18 protein-coding genes are annotated in these 20,564 nt (G+C 68.0%); 9 read left to right on the forward strand and 9 right to left on the reverse strand.

Going from position 1 to position 20,564, the window contains the following annotated elements; genetic code table 11:
- Window positions 1–217: 217 nt before the first annotated feature.
- From AC1DYD_RS35870 to AC1DYD_RS35900, 7 genes are all read left to right on the forward strand, one after another.
- The gene (locus tag AC1DYD_RS35870; protein WP_478177498.1) at window positions 218–976 is read left to right on the forward strand and encodes a glutamine amidotransferase; all 759 of its coding nucleotides are present in this window, start codon (window positions 218–220) and stop codon (window positions 974–976) included.
- 67 nt (window positions 977–1,043) lie between these two features.
- Complete coding sequence (locus AC1DYD_RS35875; RefSeq protein WP_478177499.1) at window positions 1,044–3,440, forward strand: penicillin acylase family protein; 2,397 nt, start codon at window positions 1,044–1,046, stop codon at window positions 3,438–3,440.
- Between the two features lie 117 nt (window positions 3,441–3,557).
- Window positions 3,558–4,196 carry a CDP-alcohol phosphatidyltransferase family protein gene (locus AC1DYD_RS35880; RefSeq protein ID WP_478177500.1) on the forward strand — a complete coding sequence of 213 codons (639 nt, stop codon included), beginning with the start codon at window positions 3,558–3,560 and terminating at the stop codon, window positions 4,194–4,196.
- A gap of 152 nt (window positions 4,197–4,348) precedes the next feature.
- Entirely contained in the window at window positions 4,349–6,067 is a 1,719-nt protein-coding gene (locus AC1DYD_RS35885) for a phospholipase D family protein (protein ID WP_478177501.1), read from the forward strand.
- Between the two features lie 25 nt (window positions 6,068–6,092).
- A complete protein-coding gene (locus AC1DYD_RS35890) occupies window positions 6,093–6,707 on the forward strand; it encodes a histidine phosphatase family protein (protein WP_478177502.1) in 615 nt (204 codons plus the stop codon).
- A 19-nt stretch (window positions 6,708–6,726) separates the two neighbouring features.
- Window positions 6,727–7,686, forward strand: coding sequence for a DnaJ C-terminal domain-containing protein (locus AC1DYD_RS35895; RefSeq protein WP_478177503.1), 960 nt, complete (start codon window positions 6,727–6,729; stop codon window positions 7,684–7,686).
- Between the two features lie 5 nt (window positions 7,687–7,691).
- On the forward strand, window positions 7,692–8,012 hold the full coding sequence (locus AC1DYD_RS35900) for a chaperone modulator CbpM (RefSeq protein WP_478177504.1): 321 nt from the start codon (window positions 7,692–7,694) through the stop codon (window positions 8,010–8,012).
- A 27-nt stretch (window positions 8,013–8,039) separates the two neighbouring features.
- On the opposite strand, the gene AC1DYD_RS35905 is transcribed toward AC1DYD_RS35900, so the two are convergent.
- Window positions 8,040–9,773 (reverse strand): dipeptidase, encoded by a 1,734-nt coding sequence (locus AC1DYD_RS35905; protein WP_478177505.1) that lies wholly within the window; start codon window positions 9,771–9,773, stop codon window positions 8,040–8,042.
- 135 nt (window positions 9,774–9,908) lie between these two features.
- On the opposite strand from AC1DYD_RS35905, the gene AC1DYD_RS35910 reads away from it, so the two are divergent.
- The gene (locus tag AC1DYD_RS35910; protein WP_478177506.1) at window positions 9,909–10,655 is read left to right on the forward strand and encodes a hypothetical protein; all 747 of its coding nucleotides are present in this window, start codon (window positions 9,909–9,911) and stop codon (window positions 10,653–10,655) included.
- A 21-nt stretch (window positions 10,656–10,676) separates the two neighbouring features.
- Here the strand turns inward: AC1DYD_RS35910 and mmsB are convergent, their stop codons facing one another.
- The 4 genes from mmsB to AC1DYD_RS35930 are packed head-to-tail and all read right to left on the reverse strand — an operon-like array spanning window position 10,677 to window position 15,399.
- Window positions 10,677–11,561, reverse strand: a complete 885-nt coding sequence (gene mmsB / locus AC1DYD_RS35915; protein WP_478177507.1) for a 3-hydroxyisobutyrate dehydrogenase — start codon at window positions 11,559–11,561, stop codon at window positions 10,677–10,679.
- Window positions 11,562–11,601: 40 nt separating this feature from the next.
- Window positions 11,602–12,717 (reverse strand): enoyl-CoA hydratase/isomerase family protein, encoded by a 1,116-nt coding sequence (locus AC1DYD_RS35920; protein ID WP_478177508.1) that lies wholly within the window; start codon window positions 12,715–12,717, stop codon window positions 11,602–11,604.
- On the reverse strand, window positions 12,714–13,868 hold the full coding sequence (locus AC1DYD_RS35925) for an acyl-CoA dehydrogenase family protein (RefSeq protein ID WP_478177509.1): 1,155 nt from the start codon (window positions 13,866–13,868) through the stop codon (window positions 12,714–12,716). Before AC1DYD_RS35925 ends, AC1DYD_RS35920 begins: the two co-directional genes overlap by 4 nt.
- Before the next feature lie 10 nt (window positions 13,869–13,878).
- Window positions 13,879–15,399 (reverse strand): CoA-acylating methylmalonate-semialdehyde dehydrogenase, encoded by a 1,521-nt coding sequence (locus tag AC1DYD_RS35930; protein WP_478177510.1) that lies wholly within the window; start codon window positions 15,397–15,399, stop codon window positions 13,879–13,881.
- A 106-nt stretch (window positions 15,400–15,505) separates the two neighbouring features.
- Here AC1DYD_RS35930 and AC1DYD_RS35935 point away from each other — a divergent pair, with 106 nt between their 5' ends.
- Window positions 15,506–16,408: a LysR family transcriptional regulator gene (locus AC1DYD_RS35935; RefSeq protein ID WP_478177511.1), complete on the forward strand. Its 903-nt coding sequence runs from the start codon at window positions 15,506–15,508 to the stop codon at window positions 16,406–16,408.
- A 25-nt stretch (window positions 16,409–16,433) separates the two neighbouring features.
- On the opposite strand, the gene AC1DYD_RS35940 is transcribed toward AC1DYD_RS35935, so the two are convergent.
- From AC1DYD_RS35940 to AC1DYD_RS35955, 4 genes are all read right to left on the reverse strand, one after another.
- On the reverse strand, window positions 16,434–16,679 hold the full coding sequence (locus tag AC1DYD_RS35940) for a hypothetical protein (protein WP_478177512.1): 246 nt from the start codon (window positions 16,677–16,679) through the stop codon (window positions 16,434–16,436).
- Between the two features lie 1,076 nt (window positions 16,680–17,755).
- Window positions 17,756–17,971 carry a hypothetical protein gene (locus tag AC1DYD_RS35945; protein ID WP_478177513.1) on the reverse strand — a complete coding sequence of 72 codons (216 nt, stop codon included), beginning with the start codon at window positions 17,969–17,971 and terminating at the stop codon, window positions 17,756–17,758.
- A gap of 126 nt (window positions 17,972–18,097) precedes the next feature.
- Window positions 18,098–19,147 (reverse strand): P-loop NTPase family protein, encoded by a 1,050-nt coding sequence (locus tag AC1DYD_RS35950; protein WP_478177514.1) that lies wholly within the window; start codon window positions 19,145–19,147, stop codon window positions 18,098–18,100.
- Between the two features lie 58 nt (window positions 19,148–19,205).
- On the reverse strand, window positions 19,206–20,531 hold the full coding sequence (locus AC1DYD_RS35955) for a type II toxin-antitoxin system HipA family toxin (RefSeq protein ID WP_478177515.1): 1,326 nt from the start codon (window positions 20,529–20,531) through the stop codon (window positions 19,206–19,208).
- Between the last annotated feature and the right edge of the window lie 33 nt (window positions 20,532–20,564).

Here is a 20,564-nt window from a genome sequence, read left to right on the forward strand (position 1 = left end):
GACCTGGTACGGGCGGCGCAGCCCGCGCGCAGCCACCCGGAATGGGAGGTCGGCACGCGAGCGCGCTGGCGCGAGGCGCCGCAGCGGCAGGCGCTGTTGGCCGCAGTCGCGCGGCGCGTGCCGGCCGTCATCGAGGGGCTGAAGGCGCATTGAGCCGAACACGGTTCGGCGGCCCGCTGAAAGCGTCGTCCGGCCCGATTGCGGCATCATCCACGGGATGGAAAACATCCCTCCCCGCCCCCTCGCGATCATCAAGGTCGGCGAGACCTTCGACGCCTTGCGTGAACAGTGCGGCGACTTCGAGCACTGGATGGCAGCGGGCCTCGGCGACACGCGGCTGCCGGTCGTCGTGCTCGACCCGCGCCGCGGCGATACGCTGCCCGGGCCCGACCGGATCTCGGGCGCCATCGTCACCGGCTCGCACGCGATGGTCTCGCACCGCGAAGCCTGGAGCGAAGCCACCGGTGCCTGGCTCGGGCAGCTGGTTGCCCGCGGCACGCCGGTGCTCGGCATCTGCTTCGGACACCAGCTGCTGGCCGACGCGCTCGGCGGCGAGGCCGGCGACCATCCGGACGGCCTGGAGATCGGCACCGTCGAGGTCGAACTCCGCCCCGAAGCCGCCGGCGACGCGCTGATGCACGGCCTGCCCGCACGCTTCGAGGCCCACGTGGTGCATCGGCAGAGCGCGTTGCGGCTGCCCGCAGGCGCGGTCCGGCTCGCCGGCAATGCCTTCGAGCCGACCCAGGCTTTCCGCATCGGCGACAAGGCCTGGGGCCTGCAGTTCCACCCCGAGTTCGATGCCGAGGTCATGCGCGGCTATGTCGACCATCTGGGCGACGACCTGCGCCGCCAGGGCCTCGATCCGGCAGCCCTGCGCGAGCGGGTGGGCGAGACCGCGGCCGCGGCCCAGCTGCTCGGCCGCTTCGCGCAGATCGCCGAGGCGCACGACGCCTTGGCGACAGCGCCCCCGGGTTAGCACCCTTCGCAGGCCGGGGCCTGCACCCCTGTAATCGACGGCTCGTTTCCACTCCGAAGCCTCGAACATGACTCTGATCCACAGTCCGCTGGGTGCCCCGAGCGCCCTGGCCCTCGCGCTGGCCGCCCTGCTGGCCGGCTGCGCCAGCGCGCCCGCACCCGGCAGCCGCAGCGTGACGATCGAACGCACCACCTACGGCATCGCCCACATCACGGCCCCCGACTACGAGGGCGTCGCCTACGGCGCCGGCTATGCCCATGCGCAGGACAACGTCTGCCAGACCGCCCAGCACCTGCTGACCGTGCGCGGCGAACGCTCGCAGTTCCTCGGCGCGGACGGCATGGGCGAGCTCGGCCTGGGCCGCGCGAAGAATGCCGAAATCGATCTCTTCGTGCGCTCGCACATGGACGATGCGGCGCTCGCGCGTGCCGCCGCCGAGCTCGGCCCCGACGTCCGCGCCTCGCTTCGCGGCTACGTCGCCGGCTACAACCGCTACCTCCAGGACGTGGGCCCGAACGGCCTGCCCGAGGCTTGCCGCGGCCAGCCCTGGGTGCGCCCGATGACCCAGGCCGACCTGGCGCGCACCACCGAAATGTCGATGATCCAGGGCGGCATCGGAGCGCTGGCCGCTGCAGTGCTCGCCGCCGCGCCGCCGGCAGCGGGAAGCAAGACTTCCGCCGCCGAGGTCGAGCTGCCCCAGGCCGTGGCGGAGATCGCGCGCCACAGCTTCAACGCCAATCCGGAAGGCGGCGAGTTCGGCTCCAACGGCTGGGCCTTCGGCCGCAACGCCACGCCCGACGGCCGCGGGCTGCTGCTCGGCAATCCGCACTTCCCGTGGACCGGCACCAACCGCTTCTGGCAGCTGCACCTCACGATCCCCGGAAAGCTCGACGTGATGGGCGCCACCGGCGGCCTGAGCCCGGTGGTGTCGATTGGCTTCACCAAAGACGTGGCCTGGACCCACACGGTCTCCACCGGCAAGCGCTTCACGCTGTACGAGCTGAAACTGGATCCGGCCGACCCGACGGTCTACATCGTCGACGGCCAGCGGCGCAGGATGAGCGCCAAGACCATCGTCCTGCCCGCGGCCGCCGCCGCGCCGGGCGGCGCGCCGGCGCAGAAGACCTTCTACAGCACCGAATGGGGCCCGGTCATTTCCATGCCCCGGGCCGGCCTGGCCTGGACCGACACCAGGGCCTATGCGATCCGCGATGTCAACACGCTCAACACGCGCTCGGCCCAGAGCTGGATGCAGATGGCGCTGGCACACAACGTGGCCGAGCTGCGCGCCGCGATGGGCAACCAGGGCATTCCGTGGATCAACACCCTCGCCACCGATCGCGAGGGCAACGCGATGTATGCCGACCTGTCGGTGGTGCCCGACGTGTCGGCTGAACTGCTCAAGTCCTGCGCCCCATCGCCGGCCGCCGCAGCGCTGCTCGCCGCCGCCGGCCTGCCGGTACTCGACGGCTCGCGCTCGGCCTGCGCCTGGAACCGCGACAGCGCGGCCGCCATGCCCGGCGCGATCCCGCCGGCGCGCATGCCGGTGATCGTCACGCCGGACTGGGTGCAGAACAGCAACGACAGCTTCTGGCTCAGCAACCCGGGCATCACGGCGCCGGCCGGCATCTCGCCGCTGGTCGGCTTCACCGGGACGGCGCAGCGGCTGCGCACCCGCAGCGGCATCATGGAAATCGAGGGCCGGCTGGCCGGCAGCGACGGCCTGCCCGGCAACAAGATGGGCGGCGCAGAACTGCGCAGCGTGATCTTCCGCGACAAGAACCTGGCCGGCATGCTGGTGATGGACGACCTCGCCGCCGCCTGCAGCGCCCAGGCCGCGACGCTGACGCCGGACCCGGCGCAGGGCTGCCGCGTGCTCGCGGCCTGGGACCGCACCAGCAACAGCAACTCGAAGGGCGCGCCGCTGTTCCGCGAGTTCTGGCGCAAGGCCAAGGACGTGCCGAAGGTCTGGCGCGTGCCTTTCGACCCGGCGCGTCCGGTGGTCACGCCGGCCGGCCTCGACATGGCCACGCCCGCCACGCGCGACGCGGTCTTCAAGGCGCTCGGCGACGCGGTCGGCATCGTGCGCGTGGCCGGTTTCGCGCCCGACGCGCCGCTGGCCGAGGTGCAGTACCGCATGGTGCGAGACCAGAAGGTCACGATCCCGGGTGGGGACGAGTTCGAAGGCGTGCTCAACAAGGTCGAGAGCCAGGGCCAGCCGACCGTCGATCCGAAGGGCTACAACATCAACTACGGCAGCAGCTACATCCAGACCGTGGGCTTCGACGAGCGGGGACCGGTGGCGCAGGGCCTGCTGACCTACGGCCAGAGCAGCGATCCGGCCTCGCCGCGCTCCTACGACCAATTGCCGCTGTTCTCGGCCAAGAAATGGCACCCGCTGCCCTTCCATCGCGCCGACATCGAGGCCCAGCGAGAAGGCAGCCCGCTGCAACTCGCCTATTGAGGCCCTGCCAGGCCTCGGCCCCCGGGCAGGGCCGGGGCCGGCGGCATCAGAATGCGGCTACGCTCACCGTCCCGCAGATGCGCTAAGGTGCAGCCGCAGTTCCCACAGGAAGCCAGCATGCCCACTTCGCCCTCCGCCCGCCCGCGCAAGCATTTCTCGATGATCCGCGGCTTCCACCTGGCCGATGCGTTCACGCTCGGCAATGCGGCCTGCGGGGTCGGCGCCATCTTCCTGGCGATGGCCTACATGCGCAGTCAGGCGCTGGCCCATTTCCTCTGGGCCGCGGCGCTGGCGCCCGCCGCCTTCGTCTTCGACGTCTTCGACGGCCGCATCGCACGCTGGCGCCAGACCCATTCGGCGCTGGGCCGCGAACTCGACTCGCTGGCCGACGTCATCTCCTTCGGCGTGCTGCCTGCGACGCTGGCCTTCGCGGCCGGCCTCGACGGCGGCTGGGACTGCCTGCTGCTGATCTACTTCGTCTGCTGCGGCGTCAGCCGGCTGGCGCGCTACAACGTCACGGCCGAGGCGCTCTCGGAGGGCGCCGACAAGGTCAAGTATTTCGAGGGCACGCCGATCCCGACCAGCGTGGTGCTGGTCGGCGTGCTGGCGCTGGCCGCCTGGCAGGGCCGTGTCGGCGATGCGGTGTGGGGTGGGGCCTGGGCCCTCGGGCCCTGGCTGCTGCATCCCCTCGCCCTGCTGTTCGGGCTCTCGGGCACCTTGATGATCAGCAAGACGCTGCACATTCCCAAGCTCTGACATGAAACACCCCCCGAAGCGCCTGCGGCGCCTCCCCCCTCCAGGGGGGCGATACCGGCGGCCCGGCAAAGCCGGTTCCGCGGTATCCCTGGCATTTGGCTGCGCCAGTTTCATGCGTCGCGGGTCACGCGATCACGTGGTGGAGCACTGACATGAAACCGAGCTTTTCGATTCGAGGCCAGCACGACACGGCGTCACCCGTGCCGATGGAGGCCGCCGGGGTCGACCCCGGCCTGCCTAGAATGTCCGCACAGTCACCGCCAGAACAACGCGCCGTGTTCCCCTTCGCATCCCGCGTCCTCGTCGCCGTCCTCCTCGGCTGGCTTGTCGCGGCTTGCTCCAGCCTGCCCGCCAAGGTCGAGCGGACCGAATCGCAGGCCGTCGTCAACACCGCCGACACCCGCCTGGCCAAGGCCCTCGGCCCCGCGGTGTCGGCGCACCCGGACAAGTCCGGCATCCGTGCGCTGCCCGCCGCGGAAGACGCCTTCGCCGCCCGCATCCTGCTCGCGCGCCGTGCCGATCGCAGTCTCGACCTGCAGTACTACATCTGGCGCAACGACATCACCGGAAAGCTCATGTGGCAAGCGCTGTGGGACGCGGCCGAGCGTGGCGTGCGCGTGCGCGTGCTGCTCGACGATGCCAACACCGGCGGACTCGACCCGATGCTGGCCGCGCTCGACGCCCATCCCAACATCGAGGTCCGGCTCTTCAACCCGTTCGCGAACCGGCGCTTCCGGGCCGGCGACTTCGTATTCGACTTCTCGCGCATCAACCGGCGCATGCACAACAAGTCCTTCACGGCCGACAACCAGTTGTCGATCGTCGGCGGCCGCAACATCGGCGACGAGTACTTCGGCGCCAACATGGAACTCGGCTTCCAGGACCTCGACGTGGTGGCGGTCGGGCCCGTGGTGCGCGAGGTCTCGAGCGCCTTCGACCTGTTCTGGAACAGCGCCTCGGCCTATCCGGCCGCGAGCGTGCTGGAGCCGCCGGACCCGGACGCCAGGGCCGGCCTGCAGTCGAGCTGGGACCAGGTGCGGCGCGACCCGCAGGCCCAGCGCTACCTCGAGGCGGTGCGCCAGACCCCGCTGGTGCGCGAAATCGACGACGGCCACCTCACGCTCGAATGGACCACGGCACACGTCATCCACGACAACCCTGCCAAGGTGCTCGAATCGACCGACCGCAGCGACCTCCAGATGATGCCGCTACTGGTCGCCGCCTTCGGTGATCCGAAGCGCGAGCTGGACCTGGTCTCGCCCTACTTCGTGCCGGGCAAGGACGGCACGAAGTCGCTGGTGGCGATGGCCAGTTCGGGCATCCAGGTGCGCGTGCTGACCAACTCGCTGGCGGCCACCGATGTCAGCGCGGTCCATGCCGGCTACAGCAAGTACCGCAAGCAACTGCTCGAGGGCGGCGTGCGGGTCTACGAGCTGAAGCCCGGCGACGCGGTGCCGCCGCCCGACAAGAACAAGGACAAGGCCGGGGACGCGGACCGATCGCGCGGTCTGCCGGGAAGCGGAAGCGCCGGCAGTTCAGCGTCCAGCCTGCATGCCAAGACCTTCGGGGTCGACCGCGAGCGCATCTTCGTCGGCTCCTTCAACCTCGATCCGCGGTCCACCCGGCTCAACACCGAGATGGGCGTGATCATCGACAGCCCGCAGCTGTCGGGCCATCTGGCCCGGCAGCTCGACACCGTGATCCCGGGCAAGGCCTTCGAAGTGCGGTTGCAGGCCGACGGAAACGGCCTGGAATGGATCGAGCGCAGCCCGCAGGGCGAGACGCGCTACACCACCGAGCCCGGGTCCAGCGCCCTCAAGCGCTCGTGGATCAACTTGCTCGAAGTGCTGCCGTTCGAATGGCTGCTCTAACCTTGCCGACCCGAGAACCGAATCGATGAATCCCGGCCTGCGCCAACTCGCCACCCTGGCCGCGGCGCGGCCGCTCTCGCCGGCCTGCAAGCACTTCTATTTCCTGCGCCATGGCCAGACCGAATGCAATGCGCGCCGCATCTTCCAGGCCGCCGACGAGCCCCTCAGCGCTCTGGGCCTGCAGCAGGCGGCGCGCGCCGCCGAGCTGCTGGCCGGCGAGCCGATCCGCAGCATCGTCAGCAGCAACGTGCATCGGGCGCTGAGCACCGCGCACACGGTGGCGGCGCCGCACGACATTGCGCCGCTGGTGCACGAGGGCTTGCGCGAGCGCCACTTCGGCGCGCTGATCGGAACCTCGTCGGCAAACATCGACTGGGCCTGCGCGCCCGAGGGCGGCGAGACCCTGCCGGAATTCGTCGATCGCAAGCGCGCCGCGCTCGACCTGGCGCTGGCACAGCCGGGGCCGGTGCTGGTGGTGGCACACGGCGGCTCGCTCTACGTGCTGGCGGCGCTGCTCGGCGTGCCGATCGACATGGACCTGCTCGGCAACGCGCAGCCGCTGCGCTTCGAGCGAGACGGCATCGCCTGGCGCGTCAAGGCGCTGCTGCAGCAAGTCGACGGCGGCGGCCACATCGCCTGAACAATCTTCACGGATCACCATGGACTTCAAGGACTACTACAAGACGCTCGGCCTGCAGCGCGGGGCCTCGGAGGAGGAGGTCCGAAAGGCCTACCGCAAGCTGGCGCGCAAGTACCATCCCGACGTCAGCAAGGAGTCCGACGCCGACCAGCGCATGCGCGAGATCAACGAGGCCAACGACGTGTTGCGCGACAAGGAGAAGCGCGCCGCCTACGACCAGCTGGCCGACCATGTGGCGCGCGGCGGCAGTCCCGACGGCAGCTTCCGGCCGCCGCCGAACTGGGACGAGGGCTTCGAGTTCCACCGCGGACCGAACCAGGGGCCGGCCGACCATGCGGAGTTCAGCGAGTTCTTCTCCTCGCTGTTCGGCGCCGCCGAGCGGCGTGGCGCCGAACGGCGCAACTACCGCGCCCGCGGCGAGGATCACCACGCCGCCATCGAGATCGCACTGGAAGACGCAATCAATGGCGCCGAGCGCGAGATCACGCTGCGCTCGCAGGAATTCGACGCCCAGGGCCAACCCGAGTTCAAGACCCGGACGCTGATCGTGAAGATCCCGCCCGGCGTGCATCCGGGCCAGTACATCCGGCTCGCGGGCCAGGGCATGCCGGGCCATGGCGGCGAGCCGGCCGGCGACCTGTACCTCGAAGTCCGCATCGCGCCGCACAAGCTCTACCGCGTCGAAGACCGCGATCTCTACATGACGCTGCCGATCACGCCGACCGAAGGCGCGCTCGGCGCGCAGGTCAAGGTGCCGACACCGGGCGGTGGCGTGGTCGAGGTCACGGTGCCGCCCAAGGCGCGCAATGGACTCAAGCTGCGGCTGAAGGAGCGCGGCCTGCCAGGAAAGCCACCGGGCCATCTGTACCTGCTGCTGGAGATCGCCTTGCCGCCGGCCGACACCGACGCCGCGCGCAAGGCCTACGAGCAACTCGCGCAGGCCGCACCCTTCGATCCGCGCCGCCATCTCGGAGTTTGACGATCATGACTTCCTCCGTTTCCATCACGACCCTGAGCGCCTCGCACCCCCTGGCCGCCATCGAACTCGCGCATGCCTGCGGTGCGCAGATCGAATGGGTGGTCCAGCTGGTCGAGGTCGGCATCATCGAATCGCGGACACCGGCCGAACGGCCGGACGACTGGCGCTTTCATGGCAGCGACCTGCAAAGCGCGCTCGAAGCCCGGCGGCTCGAGCGCGACTTCGGCGTCGGGCTCGAGGCCGCGGCGCTGATCCTCGACCTGGCGCACGAGGTGCGGCGCCTCAAGGGCGTGCTGCGGGCGCAGGGGCTGGAGCGCGAGATCTGAGGGCGCGGGTGCCGCGCCCTCGAGCGCCTACTGCATCGTCTTCAGATTCCCGATCCGCACCAGCATCTCGGTGAACATCTGCATGTCGGCATCGAGATCGGCGAGTTCCTTGTATTCCTTGGCGTTGTGCGCCGTGTACTTCTTGCCGGGCATGGCCGGCCCGAAGTTGATCGCGTTCGGCATCAGCTTGGCGGTGGTGCTGCCCGCGGTCGGCACCGGCTTCGCTTCGAGGCCGGTCGTGTCGCCGAAGATGTTGAGCAAGGTCGCGAGCCAGGCGCCCTTCGGGTCGCGCGCCATCCAGTCGCCCTGCTGGTAGTCGATCTCGATCCGGGCCTGGCTCGCCGCCGCCCAGTCGTTGACCTTGTCCTTGATGGCGGCGGTGAGTTTCTCCGGCGTGTTGCCGCGCGGCATGCGCACGTTGGCCGTCACCTCGAGCTTGCCGTCCTTCTCGCGGATCAGGTTCGGCGACATCGTGAGCGGGCCCATGAAGTCGTCCTGGTAGCCGACGCCCATCTTCTCGCCGAGGTAGCCCGTGACGTACAGGTCGACCAGGTAGCGCACGGCCTTGGTGTAGTGGTTGCCCGCCGTCACCACGCCGGACTCCTGCAGGAACAGCGCCAGCCGCGGCAGCGGGTTGACGCCCTCCTCGGGCCGCGAGCCGTGCGCCGACACGCCCGTGACCTTGACCTCGACGCTGTCGTCGCCCTTCACGATGTCGATGCCGAACTTGCCGCCCTGGTCCTCGTACTTCCGGATGAACGGTCCCTTCACGAATTCGAGCCGGGCGGCGACCTGCGCCAGGTCGCCGCCTTTCAGCGTCGCGGTCGCCGTCTGCGGCACGGCATTGGCGGCCGATGCACCGGCCATCGCGGTGATCGCGGTGCGCACCGCGCTGCTGCCGTCCGATTCCTCGACCGGGAAGAAGACCTTGAGCGCGCCCGATCCCTTCTCGGCCACCACGGCCGGGTACTTGCTGTCGAGCACGATGTTGTAGTCGGGAAGCGGCGTCTTCGCCCGGTAGTACTTCATGCCGTCGCCGCCGGTCTCCTCGGTGGTCTCGATCATCAGCCGGATGGTGCGGGCCAGCGGCAGGCCGCTTTCCTTCACCGCCTTCATCGCGTATAGCACCGCCGCGATGGACCCCTTGTCGTCGATGGTGCCGCGCCCGTACAGCGTGTCGCCGACCCGCGTCATCTTGAAGGGGTCGAGCCGCGTGCCGTCGTCGAGCACCCATTCGTCGGCCACCACCGGCACCACGTCGGCGTGGGTCAGGATGCCGAATTCACCGGCGCCGCGGCCCGGCAGCTTGACCTCGAAGATGCGGTTGTCGACATTGCGGTACTGGAGCCCGAAGTCCTTGGCCATCTGCTCGATCAGTCGTCCGAACGCGATGATCTGCGGACTTTCGTGGGGTGGCACCTTGTCGTCGCGCACGGTCGGAATCGCCACCATCGCCGCGATCGACGAGAGCACGGCCTTCTGGTTGTGCAGCCGGTTGTAGAGGCCGAGCAGGCGCACGATCTGGGTCAGGTCGTCGCCGGCCAGCGGACGCTTGTTCTCATAGGCCGCAACGGCCGGCTTGAGCTTGGGGTCGGCCTTGGCGGCCTGCGCAAGGAAGGCGTGAAAGTTCGGCGACGGCGCCGCTTGCTGGGCCGCGGCAAGCCGGTCGAGTTCGGGCTTCCTGAGGGTGTCGGCGAGCGCCGGCATGGCGAAGGCCAGCGTCAGGCTCATCGAGAGAATGGAGACAGTGGTTCGATTCATGGCGAGAATCCGGCGTGAAATACAGGGGCACGGGCGTGCCAGTCTACGGCCGCTCGAAGTAGGTGGCGACTGGCAGACATCGCGATGCCGAGAATGGAAAGTGCAGGCTTGCATTCTGATGCCAGAGGAGCTTCGATGCCGGTGATCTGTCCCGTCTGCCAAACCGAAAACCGCGACGCCGCGATGTTCTGCCGTGGCTGTGCCCGCAAGTTGCCCGGCTTCACGGCCACCGGTCCCTCGCTGCTGGACGGCCTGCGAGGCAGGCGGTCGGCCGCGGCGGCGTTGCGCGCGGCGAGCAATCCCTCCGACATGGGGCCGCAGAATGCGCCGCGCCGGTTCTGGGTCGGACTTGGCGCGCTGATGCTGGCCGTGGCCTTGGCCTTCGGCGGCTGGTTCGGCTACGTGACCCGGAAGCTGCCCGCACCCACGCCCGGCGCGGCGCCGGTTGCCGCCACGCCGCCGCGGCACCGGCAGCCGCCCGAGGCGCCGAGCCCGTCCGAGACGGTCCCGCTCGGTTCATCGCTGGGGGCCGGCGAGGCCGCGGTGGCGGCCACCCCGCCCAGGATGCCCTCCGAGGGAGTCGCACAGGCACCCGCGCCGACGCCGGCGGCGCCCGGGGCGCCGCTCCAGCGCCGGCCGGCACCCGCTCCGGCCACGTCGACCGCGCCGGCGATGATCGCGCCAATCGCTCCGGTCGCGCCGCCGCGCGCCGCCGCCGTCGATCCGCGCCAGGGTTGCCGGAACCTCAATTTCTTCGCTGCCGCACGCTGCGAAGCCGCGCATTGCGACCAATCCGCCTACAACCGCCATCCGCGCTGCGACGCGGTGCGGGCAGACCGCCGGCGCGACGAGGCGCGGCGCAATCCGATGCTGGGAACCTGAGGCTGCCGGCGGCGCCGCCGCTCAGTCCTTCTGCACCAGCTTGATCACGCTCGAAAAATCCAGCGCCCCATGACCGGCCAGGCTGTGCGCGGCATAGAGATTGCGCGCCAGCCCGCCGAGCGGCGTCGCGGCCCGGACCGCGGCCGCGTTCTCCTGCGCCAGGCCGAGGTCCTTCAGCATCAGGTCGGTGCCGAAACCGCCCGCATAGCCCTTGGAGGCCGGCACGTTCTCCATCACGCCCGGCAGCGGGTTGTACTTCTCGAGCGCCCAGTTGCCGCCCGAGCTGCGCCGCATGATCTCGGACAGCACCTTCGGGTCGAGCCCGTTGGCGACGCCCAGCGCGATCGCCTCCGAGGTGCCGATCATCAGGATGCCGAGCAGCATGTTGTTGCAGATCTTGGCGGTCTGGCCGGCACCGGCGGCACCCGCGTGGAAGATGTTGGCGCCCATCTTCTCGAGCACCGGCCGCGCGCGCTCGAGCTCGGCTTCGGAGCCGCCGACCATGAAGGTCAGCGTGCCCGCGATCGCGCCGCCGGTGCCGCCCGACACCGGTGCATCGATCACCGCCACGCCGCGCTTGGCACCCGCCTCGGCCAGCTTGCGCGAGGTCGCGGCGGCAATGGTGCTGCTGTCGATCACCAGCGTGCCGGGGGCGATCTTGTCGAGCAGGCCATCGCTGCCGAGATAGAGGCCTTCGACGTGCGCGCTGGCCGGCAGCATGCTGATCACCACTTCGGCGCCAGCCACGGCGTCGGCCGCCGATGCGGCGACGGCCAAGCCCTCGGCCGCGAATTTCTTGCAGGCTTCGGCCGAAAGGTCGAAGGCGCTCAGCGTGTGGCCGGCCTTGCGCAGGTTGAGGGCCATCGGGCCGCCCATGTTGCCGAGGCCGATGAAAGCGATCTTCATGTCGTGTGTCTCCGTTCTTGCGTGAATGCTTGCAGCGTGCTCAGGTGAGCGACAACAGTTCGGGCGCCATCTGGCCGCGGGGACGCAGATGGTCTTCGATGAAAGCCGGCGTGATCTCTTCGAGCGTGGCCGGGCTCCACTTCGGATGGCGGTCCTTGTCGACCAGCACCGCGCGGATGCCCTCGGCGAAGTCCTTGTGGGCGCAGAAGCCCAGCGACGCCCAATACTCGAGCCGGAACACCTCGGCCAGCGACATGCGATGCACGCGCTGCCACAGCGCGAAGCTCAGGGCGGCCGAGCTCGGCGCGCCCTTGGCGAAGGTCTTGGCGGCGGTCTGCAGCCACGGGTCTTCGCTTTGCAAATTGCGCAGCCGCTTCGCGATGTCGAGCAGGTCGTCGCCAGCCATCAGCGCGTTGATCGTGTCGAAGTGCTCGCGCAGCTTCGACGGCGGGCGTTCGGCGCCCTCGCCCGCCTGCGCCAGCAGGCGCGACAGCGCGGCCCGGTCGGCCTGCGACTGCGACCGCCATGCAGTCGAAGCGATCGCGTCGAGCAGCTGCGCCTTCCTGTCGTGCGGCACCATCAGGTCGGCCAGGCCGCAGAAGATCGCGTCCGCCGCATTCAGCGGCGCGGCCGTCAGCGCGAGAAACAGGCCCACCCGCCCCGGCATGCGCCGCAGGAACCAGCTGCCGCCGACGTCGGGGTACAGGCCGATGTTGATCTCGGGCATCGCGACGCGGCTCTGCGCAGTCACCACGCGGTGCGAGGCCCCCGCCATCAAGCCGACGCCGCCGCCCATCACGATGCCGTGGCCCCAGCACAGGATGGGCTTCGGAAAGGTGTGGATCAGGTAGTCGAGCTCGTATTCTTCGCCGAAGAAGTGCTCGGCGTATTCGTTGCGCTCAGGTCCGCAGTCGCGCAGCGTCTGGTAGAGCTGGCGCAGGTCGCCGCCGGCGCAGAAGGACTTCTCGCCCGCGGCATCGAGCAGCACGCCGACGATGCCCGGGTCCCCGGCCCATTCACGCAGCTTCGGCGTCAACAGCCGCACCATGTCGACGGACAGCGAGTTGAGCGAAGCCGGCACGTTGAGCGTGGCAACGCCGAAGCGCTCGCCGTTGGCGGCCTTGATTTCGTTGAAGAGAACGACGGAGTCGGTCATCGGATGTCGCAATCGCCTTCGAGAAGTTTGCGCGCGACGATCACGCGCATGATTTCATTGGTGCCTTCGAGTATCTGGTGCACGCGCGCGTCGCGCACCAGCCGCTCGAGCGGAAATTCGCTCAGGTAGCCGTAGCCGCCGTGCAGCTGCAGCGCGTCGTTGCAGACGTTGAAGCCGGCATCGGTCGCGAAGCGCTTGGCCATCGCGCAATAGGTGCTGGCGTCGGCATGGCCGGCGTCGAGCTTGCTCGCGGCCAGCCGCACCATCTGCCGCGCCGCGACCAGTTCGGTCGCCATGTCGGCCAGCTTGAACTGCAGCGCCTGGAAGCTCGCCAGCGGCTTGCCGAACTGCTGGCGCTCGTGCAGGTAGCGCCGGGCCGCGTCGAGCGCGCCCTGCGCCGCACCGACCGAGCAGGTCGCGATGTTGATGCGCCCGCCGTCGAGCCCCTTCATCGCGATGCGGAAGCCCTCGCCTTCGCTGCCCAGCAGGTGCTCGGAAGGCACCCGCACGTCGTCGAAGTCGATGGTGCGGGTGGGCTGGCTGTTCCAGCCCATCTTGTGCTCCTTCTTGCCGTAGCGGATGCCGGGCGCATCCGCAGGCACCGCCAGCGCCGAGATGCCGCCCGCGCCGCCACCGCCGGTGCGCGCCATCAGCACCAGCACGTCGGTCGCGCCGGCGCCCGAGATGAAGGCCTTGCCGCCGTTGATCACGTACTCGCCGCCCCGCAGTTCGGCCCGCGTCTTGAGCGAAGCGGCGTCCGACCCGGCGCCGGGCTCGGTCAGGCAGTACGAGGCCAGCTTGCGCCCGCTGGTCAGGTCCGCGCCCCATCGCTCGCGCACGGCCGGGCCACCCCAGGTGCCGAGCATCCAGGTCGCCATGTTGTGGATGGTGATGAAGGCCGTGGTCGACGGATCGACCGCCGCCATCTCCTCGAACACCAGCGTCGCATCGAGGCGCGGCAGCGCCAGGCCGTCGATGCGCTCGGGCGCATAGAGCCCGCAGAAGCCGAGTTCGCCGGCCTTGGCGATGGCGTCCTTCGGAAAGAACGCCTCGGCGTCCCAGCGCGCCGCGTGCGGCGCGAATTCGTTCAGTGCAAAGTCGCGCGCCGTCTGGGCGAAGGCACGCTGCTCTTCGGTCAGCTCGAAGTCCATGCGGACGAGCTTACTTTAGACTGATCGTCGTATTGAGACCGTGCGCGGTGCTGTCGTCGAACCAGCGTTCGGTCACCGTCTTGGTCTGCGTGTAGAACAGGATCACCTGCTTGCCGTACGGCCCCAGGTCGCCGAGCTTGGAAGCGCGCGAGCCCGTGAACGAGAACATCGGCACCGGCACCGGGATCGGCACGTTGATGCCGACCTGGCCGACGTCGATGTCTTCCTGGAAGCGGCGCGCCGCGGCACCCGACTGCGTGAAGATCGCGGTGCCGTTGCCGTTCGGATTGGCGTTGATCATCTCGATCGCCTCGTCGATGCTGTCGGCGTTGGCCAGGCACAGCACCGGGCCGAAGATTTCCTGGTCGTAGATCGTCATGCCGGGCTTGACGTCGGCGAACACCGTCGGGCCGACGAAGTTGCCCTTCTCGTAGCCGGGCACCGTGGGCTTGCGGCCGTCGAGCGCCAGCGTCGCGCCATCGGCCACGCCGCGCTCGATCAGGCCGTTGACACGGTCGTAGGCCGCGCACGAGACCAGCGGGCCGACGTCGACGCCGCGCTCGGTGCCGGCGCCGATCTTCAGCGTCTTGGCCTTCTCGACCAGCTCGGGCACCCACTTCTGGGCCTCGCCGACCAGCACCGCGACCGACACCGCCATGCAGCGCTGGCCCGCGGCGCCGAAGCTCGCGCCGGCCAGTGCGTTGAGCGTTTGCTCCTTGTTGGCATCGGGCATCACGATGGCGTGGTTCTTCGCGCCCATCATGCATTGCACCCGCTTGCCGGCCAGCGTGGCGCGGTGGTAGACATGGGTGCCGACCTTGGTCGAGCCGACGAAGGAGATCGCCTTGATGTCCTTGTGGTCGCAGATCGCGTTGACCACCGCCTCGCCGCCGTGCACGACGTTGAGCACGCCGGCCGGGATGCCGGCCTCGAGCGCGAGCTCGCACAGGCGCATCGTGACCATCGGGTCCTGCTCGGAGGGCTTCAGCACGAAGGTGTTGCCGGTGACGATCGCCATCGGGAACATCCACAGCGGGATCATCGCGGGAAAGTTGAAGGGCGTGATGCCGGCGCAGACGCCGAGCGGCTGCATCAGCGTGTAGGTGTCGACGCCGTTGGCGACGTTGTTGGCCATCTCGCCGAGCTGCAGGTTGCCGATGGCGGCCGCATGCTCGACCACCTCGAGGCCGCGGAACACGTCGCCCTCGGCATCCGGCAGGGTCTTGCCCTGTTCGGCCGTCAGAATCGCGGCCAGCTCGGCCATGTTCTCGCGGATCAGCTGCTGGTACTTGAGGAAAATGCGGGCGCGGGCGCCGATCGGCGTCTTGCGCCAGGTCTTGAAAGCTTCCTTGGCGGAAGCGACCGCGGCATCGACCTCGGCCGGCGTCGCGAACGGCACCTTGGCGAGCACTTCCTGTGTGGCCGGATTGACGATGTCGCGCCATTCGGTGGTCTTCGACTCGACAAACTTGCCGCCGATGAGCAGCTTGACAGTGGCGACCTGGGTCGCGGGCGTGGTGGTGGCGTCCATGTGAACTTGTCTCCTTGGAATGGGGGTGCAGCAGGGTGATGCTAGCTTTGCACTTTTGCGATAGCAATAGACAAATATGCATCTTCGATCTGCATAATTGCAGATCATGGACTGGGACAACCTGCGCTTTTTCCTGGAGCTTGCGCGCACCGGCACGCTGGTCGGCGCCGCGCGCCGGCTGGCGGTCGACCACACGACGGTGGCGCGGCGCATCCAGGCGCTCGAGAAGCAGGTCGGCGGCGCTCTTTTCTCGCGCGAGGCCGACGGCCACCGCCTGACCGAAGCCGGCCGCCGGCTGCAGCCGCAGGTCGAGGCGATGGAGGCGGCCTTCCAGACGGTCGAGCGCTCGGCGCCGGCCTCTCAGGAGGGGCTGTCGGGCCTGGTGCGGATCGGCGCCACCGAGGGCTTCGGCACGGTAATTCTGGCGCCGCAGCTGGCACTGTTCGCGCAGCAGCATCCCAAGCTGGTGATCGACCTGCTCGCGATGCCGCGGCTGGTGCATCTGTCGCGGCGCGAGGCCGACATCGTGATCTCGCTCGAGCGGCCGGCGCGCGGCCCGGTGGTGGTGACCAAACTCAGCGACTACGTGCTGCGCCTGTATGCCTCGAAGCCATACCTCGCGAGGCACGACCCGATCCGCAGCCGCGAGGACCTGCGCGGCCACACCTTCATCAGCTACGTCGACGACCTGCTGTTCAGCAAGGAGCTGCAGTACCTCGACGAGCTCTACAAGCCCGATTCCTTCGCGCTGCGCAGCACCAGCATCCTGGCGCAATACCAGGCCACGGCGGCGGGCGCCGGCATCGCGGTGCTGCCGGCCTTCATCGCCGAGCGCGACAAGTCGTTGCGGCGCGTGCTGCCCCATGAAGCCAACTTCACGCGCACCTTCTGGATGTCGGTGCCGGCGGAGACGCGGCATCTGGCGCGCATGAAGGCGGTGTGGGATTTCCTGCGCGAGACGGTGGAGGCGCAGCGGGATGTCTTGTTGCCGCCGGGGCCGGAGGGCTGAAAGCTTGGCGACCCCGGGGGCCTCCTCAACGGGCCTTTGGCGTCTTGAACTTCTTGATGGCCTTGCCCAGCGAGCGGATCGCCGCCTCGACCGGTTCGGTGCGCCGTTCCAGTTCGTCGTTGATCACGGTCAGCAGCGCGCGCAGTTTGGCGGACTCGACGCTGAACTCTTCGTAGCGCGGCGCGCGGTGGATCGGCGACAGCAGGCCCCGCACACAGGCGAAGGCGAGATGCGCCTCCTTGAGGTTGCAGAACGCGTCGGTGATGCGCAAGGCGGATGACGAGAGCTTGCGGGACGGGATGCGGGGGTGCGAGAAGACTTAGCCATGAATGGCCTCCCAGGGGTGCGGTTTTCAGAAACCGCCGCCGCCGAGACCAATCGGAGGCGGCGACTCGAACAGGTTGGTCTACCGGGCACCCCTTGCGAGAACCGGCGAGCCTTGCGGCTCCCCGTTCGAGCCGCCAAAAATGGGGGCACGAGCGAAAAAGCCGCAGAGGCTCTGCGGGAGAGACTGCGGCTTTCGTCGCAGGAGTGACACGGGAGACCAATCCCGATCACGTCTTTTTTTGGCGTGACGCGGGCAGTATAGCCAGAGGACTGCGCGGTGGCGGCCTGAGCTTGGACGTTCGGGGCGAGCGCCGAGGACACCGGGTGGCCCCCTCCGCGAATGTCCCCCGGCCTTCGGCCTCCTCCTTTATTTCGCTGCGGGGGCCACCCGATGCCCTCGGCACAGGCAACGCCGTGTGGTGCCGGCCGATCAACAATTGCTGCGAGCCCTGTACAGCCGTTGTGGGCCCCGGTGCGGGGGCGGCAGTTTCAAAGGCGCAGAGCACTTGGGAATTTTCGGGGGCCACGGGTCGGGCCCACGCATGCGAGACATGTGCCACTTCGACGAAGTAATCGTGGCCCGGCCGGGTTCACTGAGCGGCAGGTCTGGCGTGATTCTGGTCGATCTTATTGCACCAGGAGATTCGCCGGCTCCGCATCATCGTGAGGGTGTACGGATCGTAGCGGAACGCGTCTATCAGGACGCCTCACCCTGGATAGTCGTCGCCATCGCGACGCCCTAACGCCACGCGCTCGCGACCCACTGCACTTCACACTGAACCAACCCATCTTGATGCGACCATCGCCGGGCCTCCGCACGGGTGCTTGCTGCCTTGAATTGACTGAGGGCAACGATGCGCTGGCCGCAGACTTTCAGTCCGCCGGCCGACGCGCACCAGATAGTTCTCGCGAATGACCGGTATTCTCGACTTCGACGGGCCGCAACGGGTCGAGAGCGGCGTCGAGCGGCTGCTTTCTGGCATCCACATTGAATGGCTGGTGATGGCCGTGCGCAATTGATCAGTCGCGCAACGAGTGGGCTGACGAAGCGCCAACAACACGCAGCGCCCCTGAACTGTCGGTCACGAATTCGACCTCGAACTCTTCGCACGCCAGCTCGTCCGGCGGCTCCCAGAGCCTGCTCGCCATCTCGAAGACGTGCTCCGGCACGACCATCGAGAACGTGGGGCCTCTCTCCTCGTTCCTGCGTCGAACGCGATCGCGGCGGGTTTCCACCGGCGCATCGAGCACATGGACGAGAGGCGGGAACCTTGTGAGCGTACCGGACGCGAGAGTCGAACGTCGGGTCGTGGGCCGAATTCTGCCTTCGGGGCGAACGAATCCGCGCAAGGTTCGACCGTCTCAGCACTGGACGGAAGCCTGGACATACGTACCAGCGGGGAGGCCCAAGGCCTGCAGGATGATGCGTTGGTATGCGGGCCACGCCTGCTCCGCATTCTGGATTGCCAGCTTGTCTAGCGGGAGGCGCTCGAACAGGTCATCGGTCAGGCGCCGGTAGTCCTGGTACGCAGCAATCAACCCCTCAAGACCCACCAACCCTCGCCGTACGCTGTACGGTGCAGCGAGCTTCCAGTTGACCTGGTACGCCACCCAGTCCGCGCCGCGCTCCTCGCTGACAGTTCGGATGGCGCGCTCGACGTCTTCCTGACGGAAGTACACGACAAGAGGATTCAGCGGGGCGATGGTCGTTGCCACCGCCAGAGCATGGTCGGTCAGGGTTGGCGGGTCGGCATCCATCAGGAACAGATTTGTGAGGTCGCCGTGGAACAGTTGACCATCCATGACTCGTATGGTGCCGTCCGCCTGCGATGCCTCGACCAGCGAGGCCCACCTGGCGACACTTCGCGCCGCCAGCTGCGATGGCGTTGTGTCGAGCCAAGGCTCGAACCAGTGTTCCAACTCGTCGGTCGCTCGAACCGGATGTGGGTCCGTCTTCTCGTGGATAGGCACTGCAGCCCGGTTCGCGTCTTGCAGGCTTTTGGCGATGAAGCGCATCGTGGTCGACTTACCTGAACCCATGATGCCTTCCACGATGACCAAGCGATGTTCCAACGGAGCACCGAGGATTGCAGATGTCGACGGCGAGTGCATGTCATTCCAGGGTGAAGATGAGCCCGAAAGCTCGGCCAAGGCTCGTTCCCGTTCCAGAAGCCAGATTCGGGCTCCATTCTCAGTCAGCCCCGAAGGTCCGTACATGGACGGATTCTGCGGTTCGCCGTGCCGGACGGCCAAAGCATCTTTGTACGTGAGGTACTCCGATTGGGCCCTCTTCGGGGAGTCATCTGGCACGAGCTCAACCGCCTCCACCTCCAGAGCGGTGCTTGCCTCAAGATTGGCCTTCGCGACGCCCGCCAGCATCGCGGCGACCGTGATGGGCCAGGTCGATGCCATTCTTGACATTCCGTGGCCAAACCTCGGATGGAAAAGGCCCCGTACTGGGCTTTTCAGACTAGCCGAGCAGCAGAAGATGTTGGCTCTTGATATCCACGGCCGTGTCTTCGGGCACGCCTGCAGCTTCTGCGTGCGTGGTCCAGCTCCGCATGGCCGTGCGCACTTCTTCGATGACGCGCTTGGCCGTGCCGAGACCGAAGCGCTCCGCTTCAGCCATGAGGTCATCGACATGGAAGCCCTTGAACTTGCCATTGACGGACATGAGGTGCTGATTCGTCCATTCCCCATTGGGGTTGTGCGCGAAGCTCACATCGTAGGCCGGTGACAAGGCCCACTTGCTTTGGCCTTGGCGGAGCAAGAAGGAGAAGTTCTTCGTGTGGTCATCGCAGTTGCGTCCCATCACATTGAAGACCATCCGGCGAAAGCCTTCCTCCATGTCTTCGTAGGGAAGGTCCAGCCGCTGCATGACCAGGAAGAGCTGGGCATAGGAGTTCGTTCCCTTCTTCTTGTAGTCCATGTGGTCCATCGCGCAAAGGGTCTGCATGTGGTGTCGACCGCTGGCGCCCTCGCGGTCAAAACGCTTGGTCATGAAGTGCGCGCGGCCGTTTTCATCGAGCAGCCTGCAATCCGACATATGAATGCCTGCGGCCTTGGCCATCAAGTGGTAGGCGTATTCGATGCGGCCATAGTTCTGCGGCGTGCCGAGCTCATGGTCCTTGCCCATGCCGTCGAACTTCAGGAGCCAATGCTCGAATCCCTCCGGTGCATCGAGTTGGCCTGACCGGATTTCCTCCGTTTCAGGATTGAGGGCGACCACGGCCTTGGCGCGAGCACCGCCAGCCGAAGTCCCGACTTCGATAATGCTTCGAAGCGCCGCGTCGGCGTGACCGTCATCGTCCACCAGGCCCGTCACTGCGCGGCGAGCCTCTTCCACGAGGTTGCTCAGCACGATGGCGGTGGGCTTTTGGGTCGCCGGGCCTCGAGTCGGCCGGAAGGTGAGGGCGCCCATGGCGCGAGTGCTCATGTACGCCAGACGGTCCAACGCAGTGACCTGGTCGGCCGCGATACCCTTGTCCGCCATGAAGCGGTTGATGAGCGCGTTGCCGAAGTCATCCGGCAGAGCGTCGCCCAACATGGCAGGCAGCCGTTTGAAGGTGGCCTCAGGCAGGTCGGTGAACAGGTACACCTCTTCGCCGTTCGTCGGCATGCGCAGGGGCGAAGGCTCAATGCCTCGCTCACGAAATTCGGGGGTGTAGCTGAAGGCGTAGTAGCCGTAGGTCGGGTCCAGCGCGACGGAGCCGACGTGCTGCCCCCACATGCGGACCTCAACAACGTCGACGTGCTTGTAGGTGCTGGTGACTGTCTTCTTCTTTCTTGTGACCAAGGGTCTTCCTGTCTTCGTTAGGGCTGGGCTGGC

Source organism: Variovorax sp. P4_B11 (assembly GCF_056402355.1).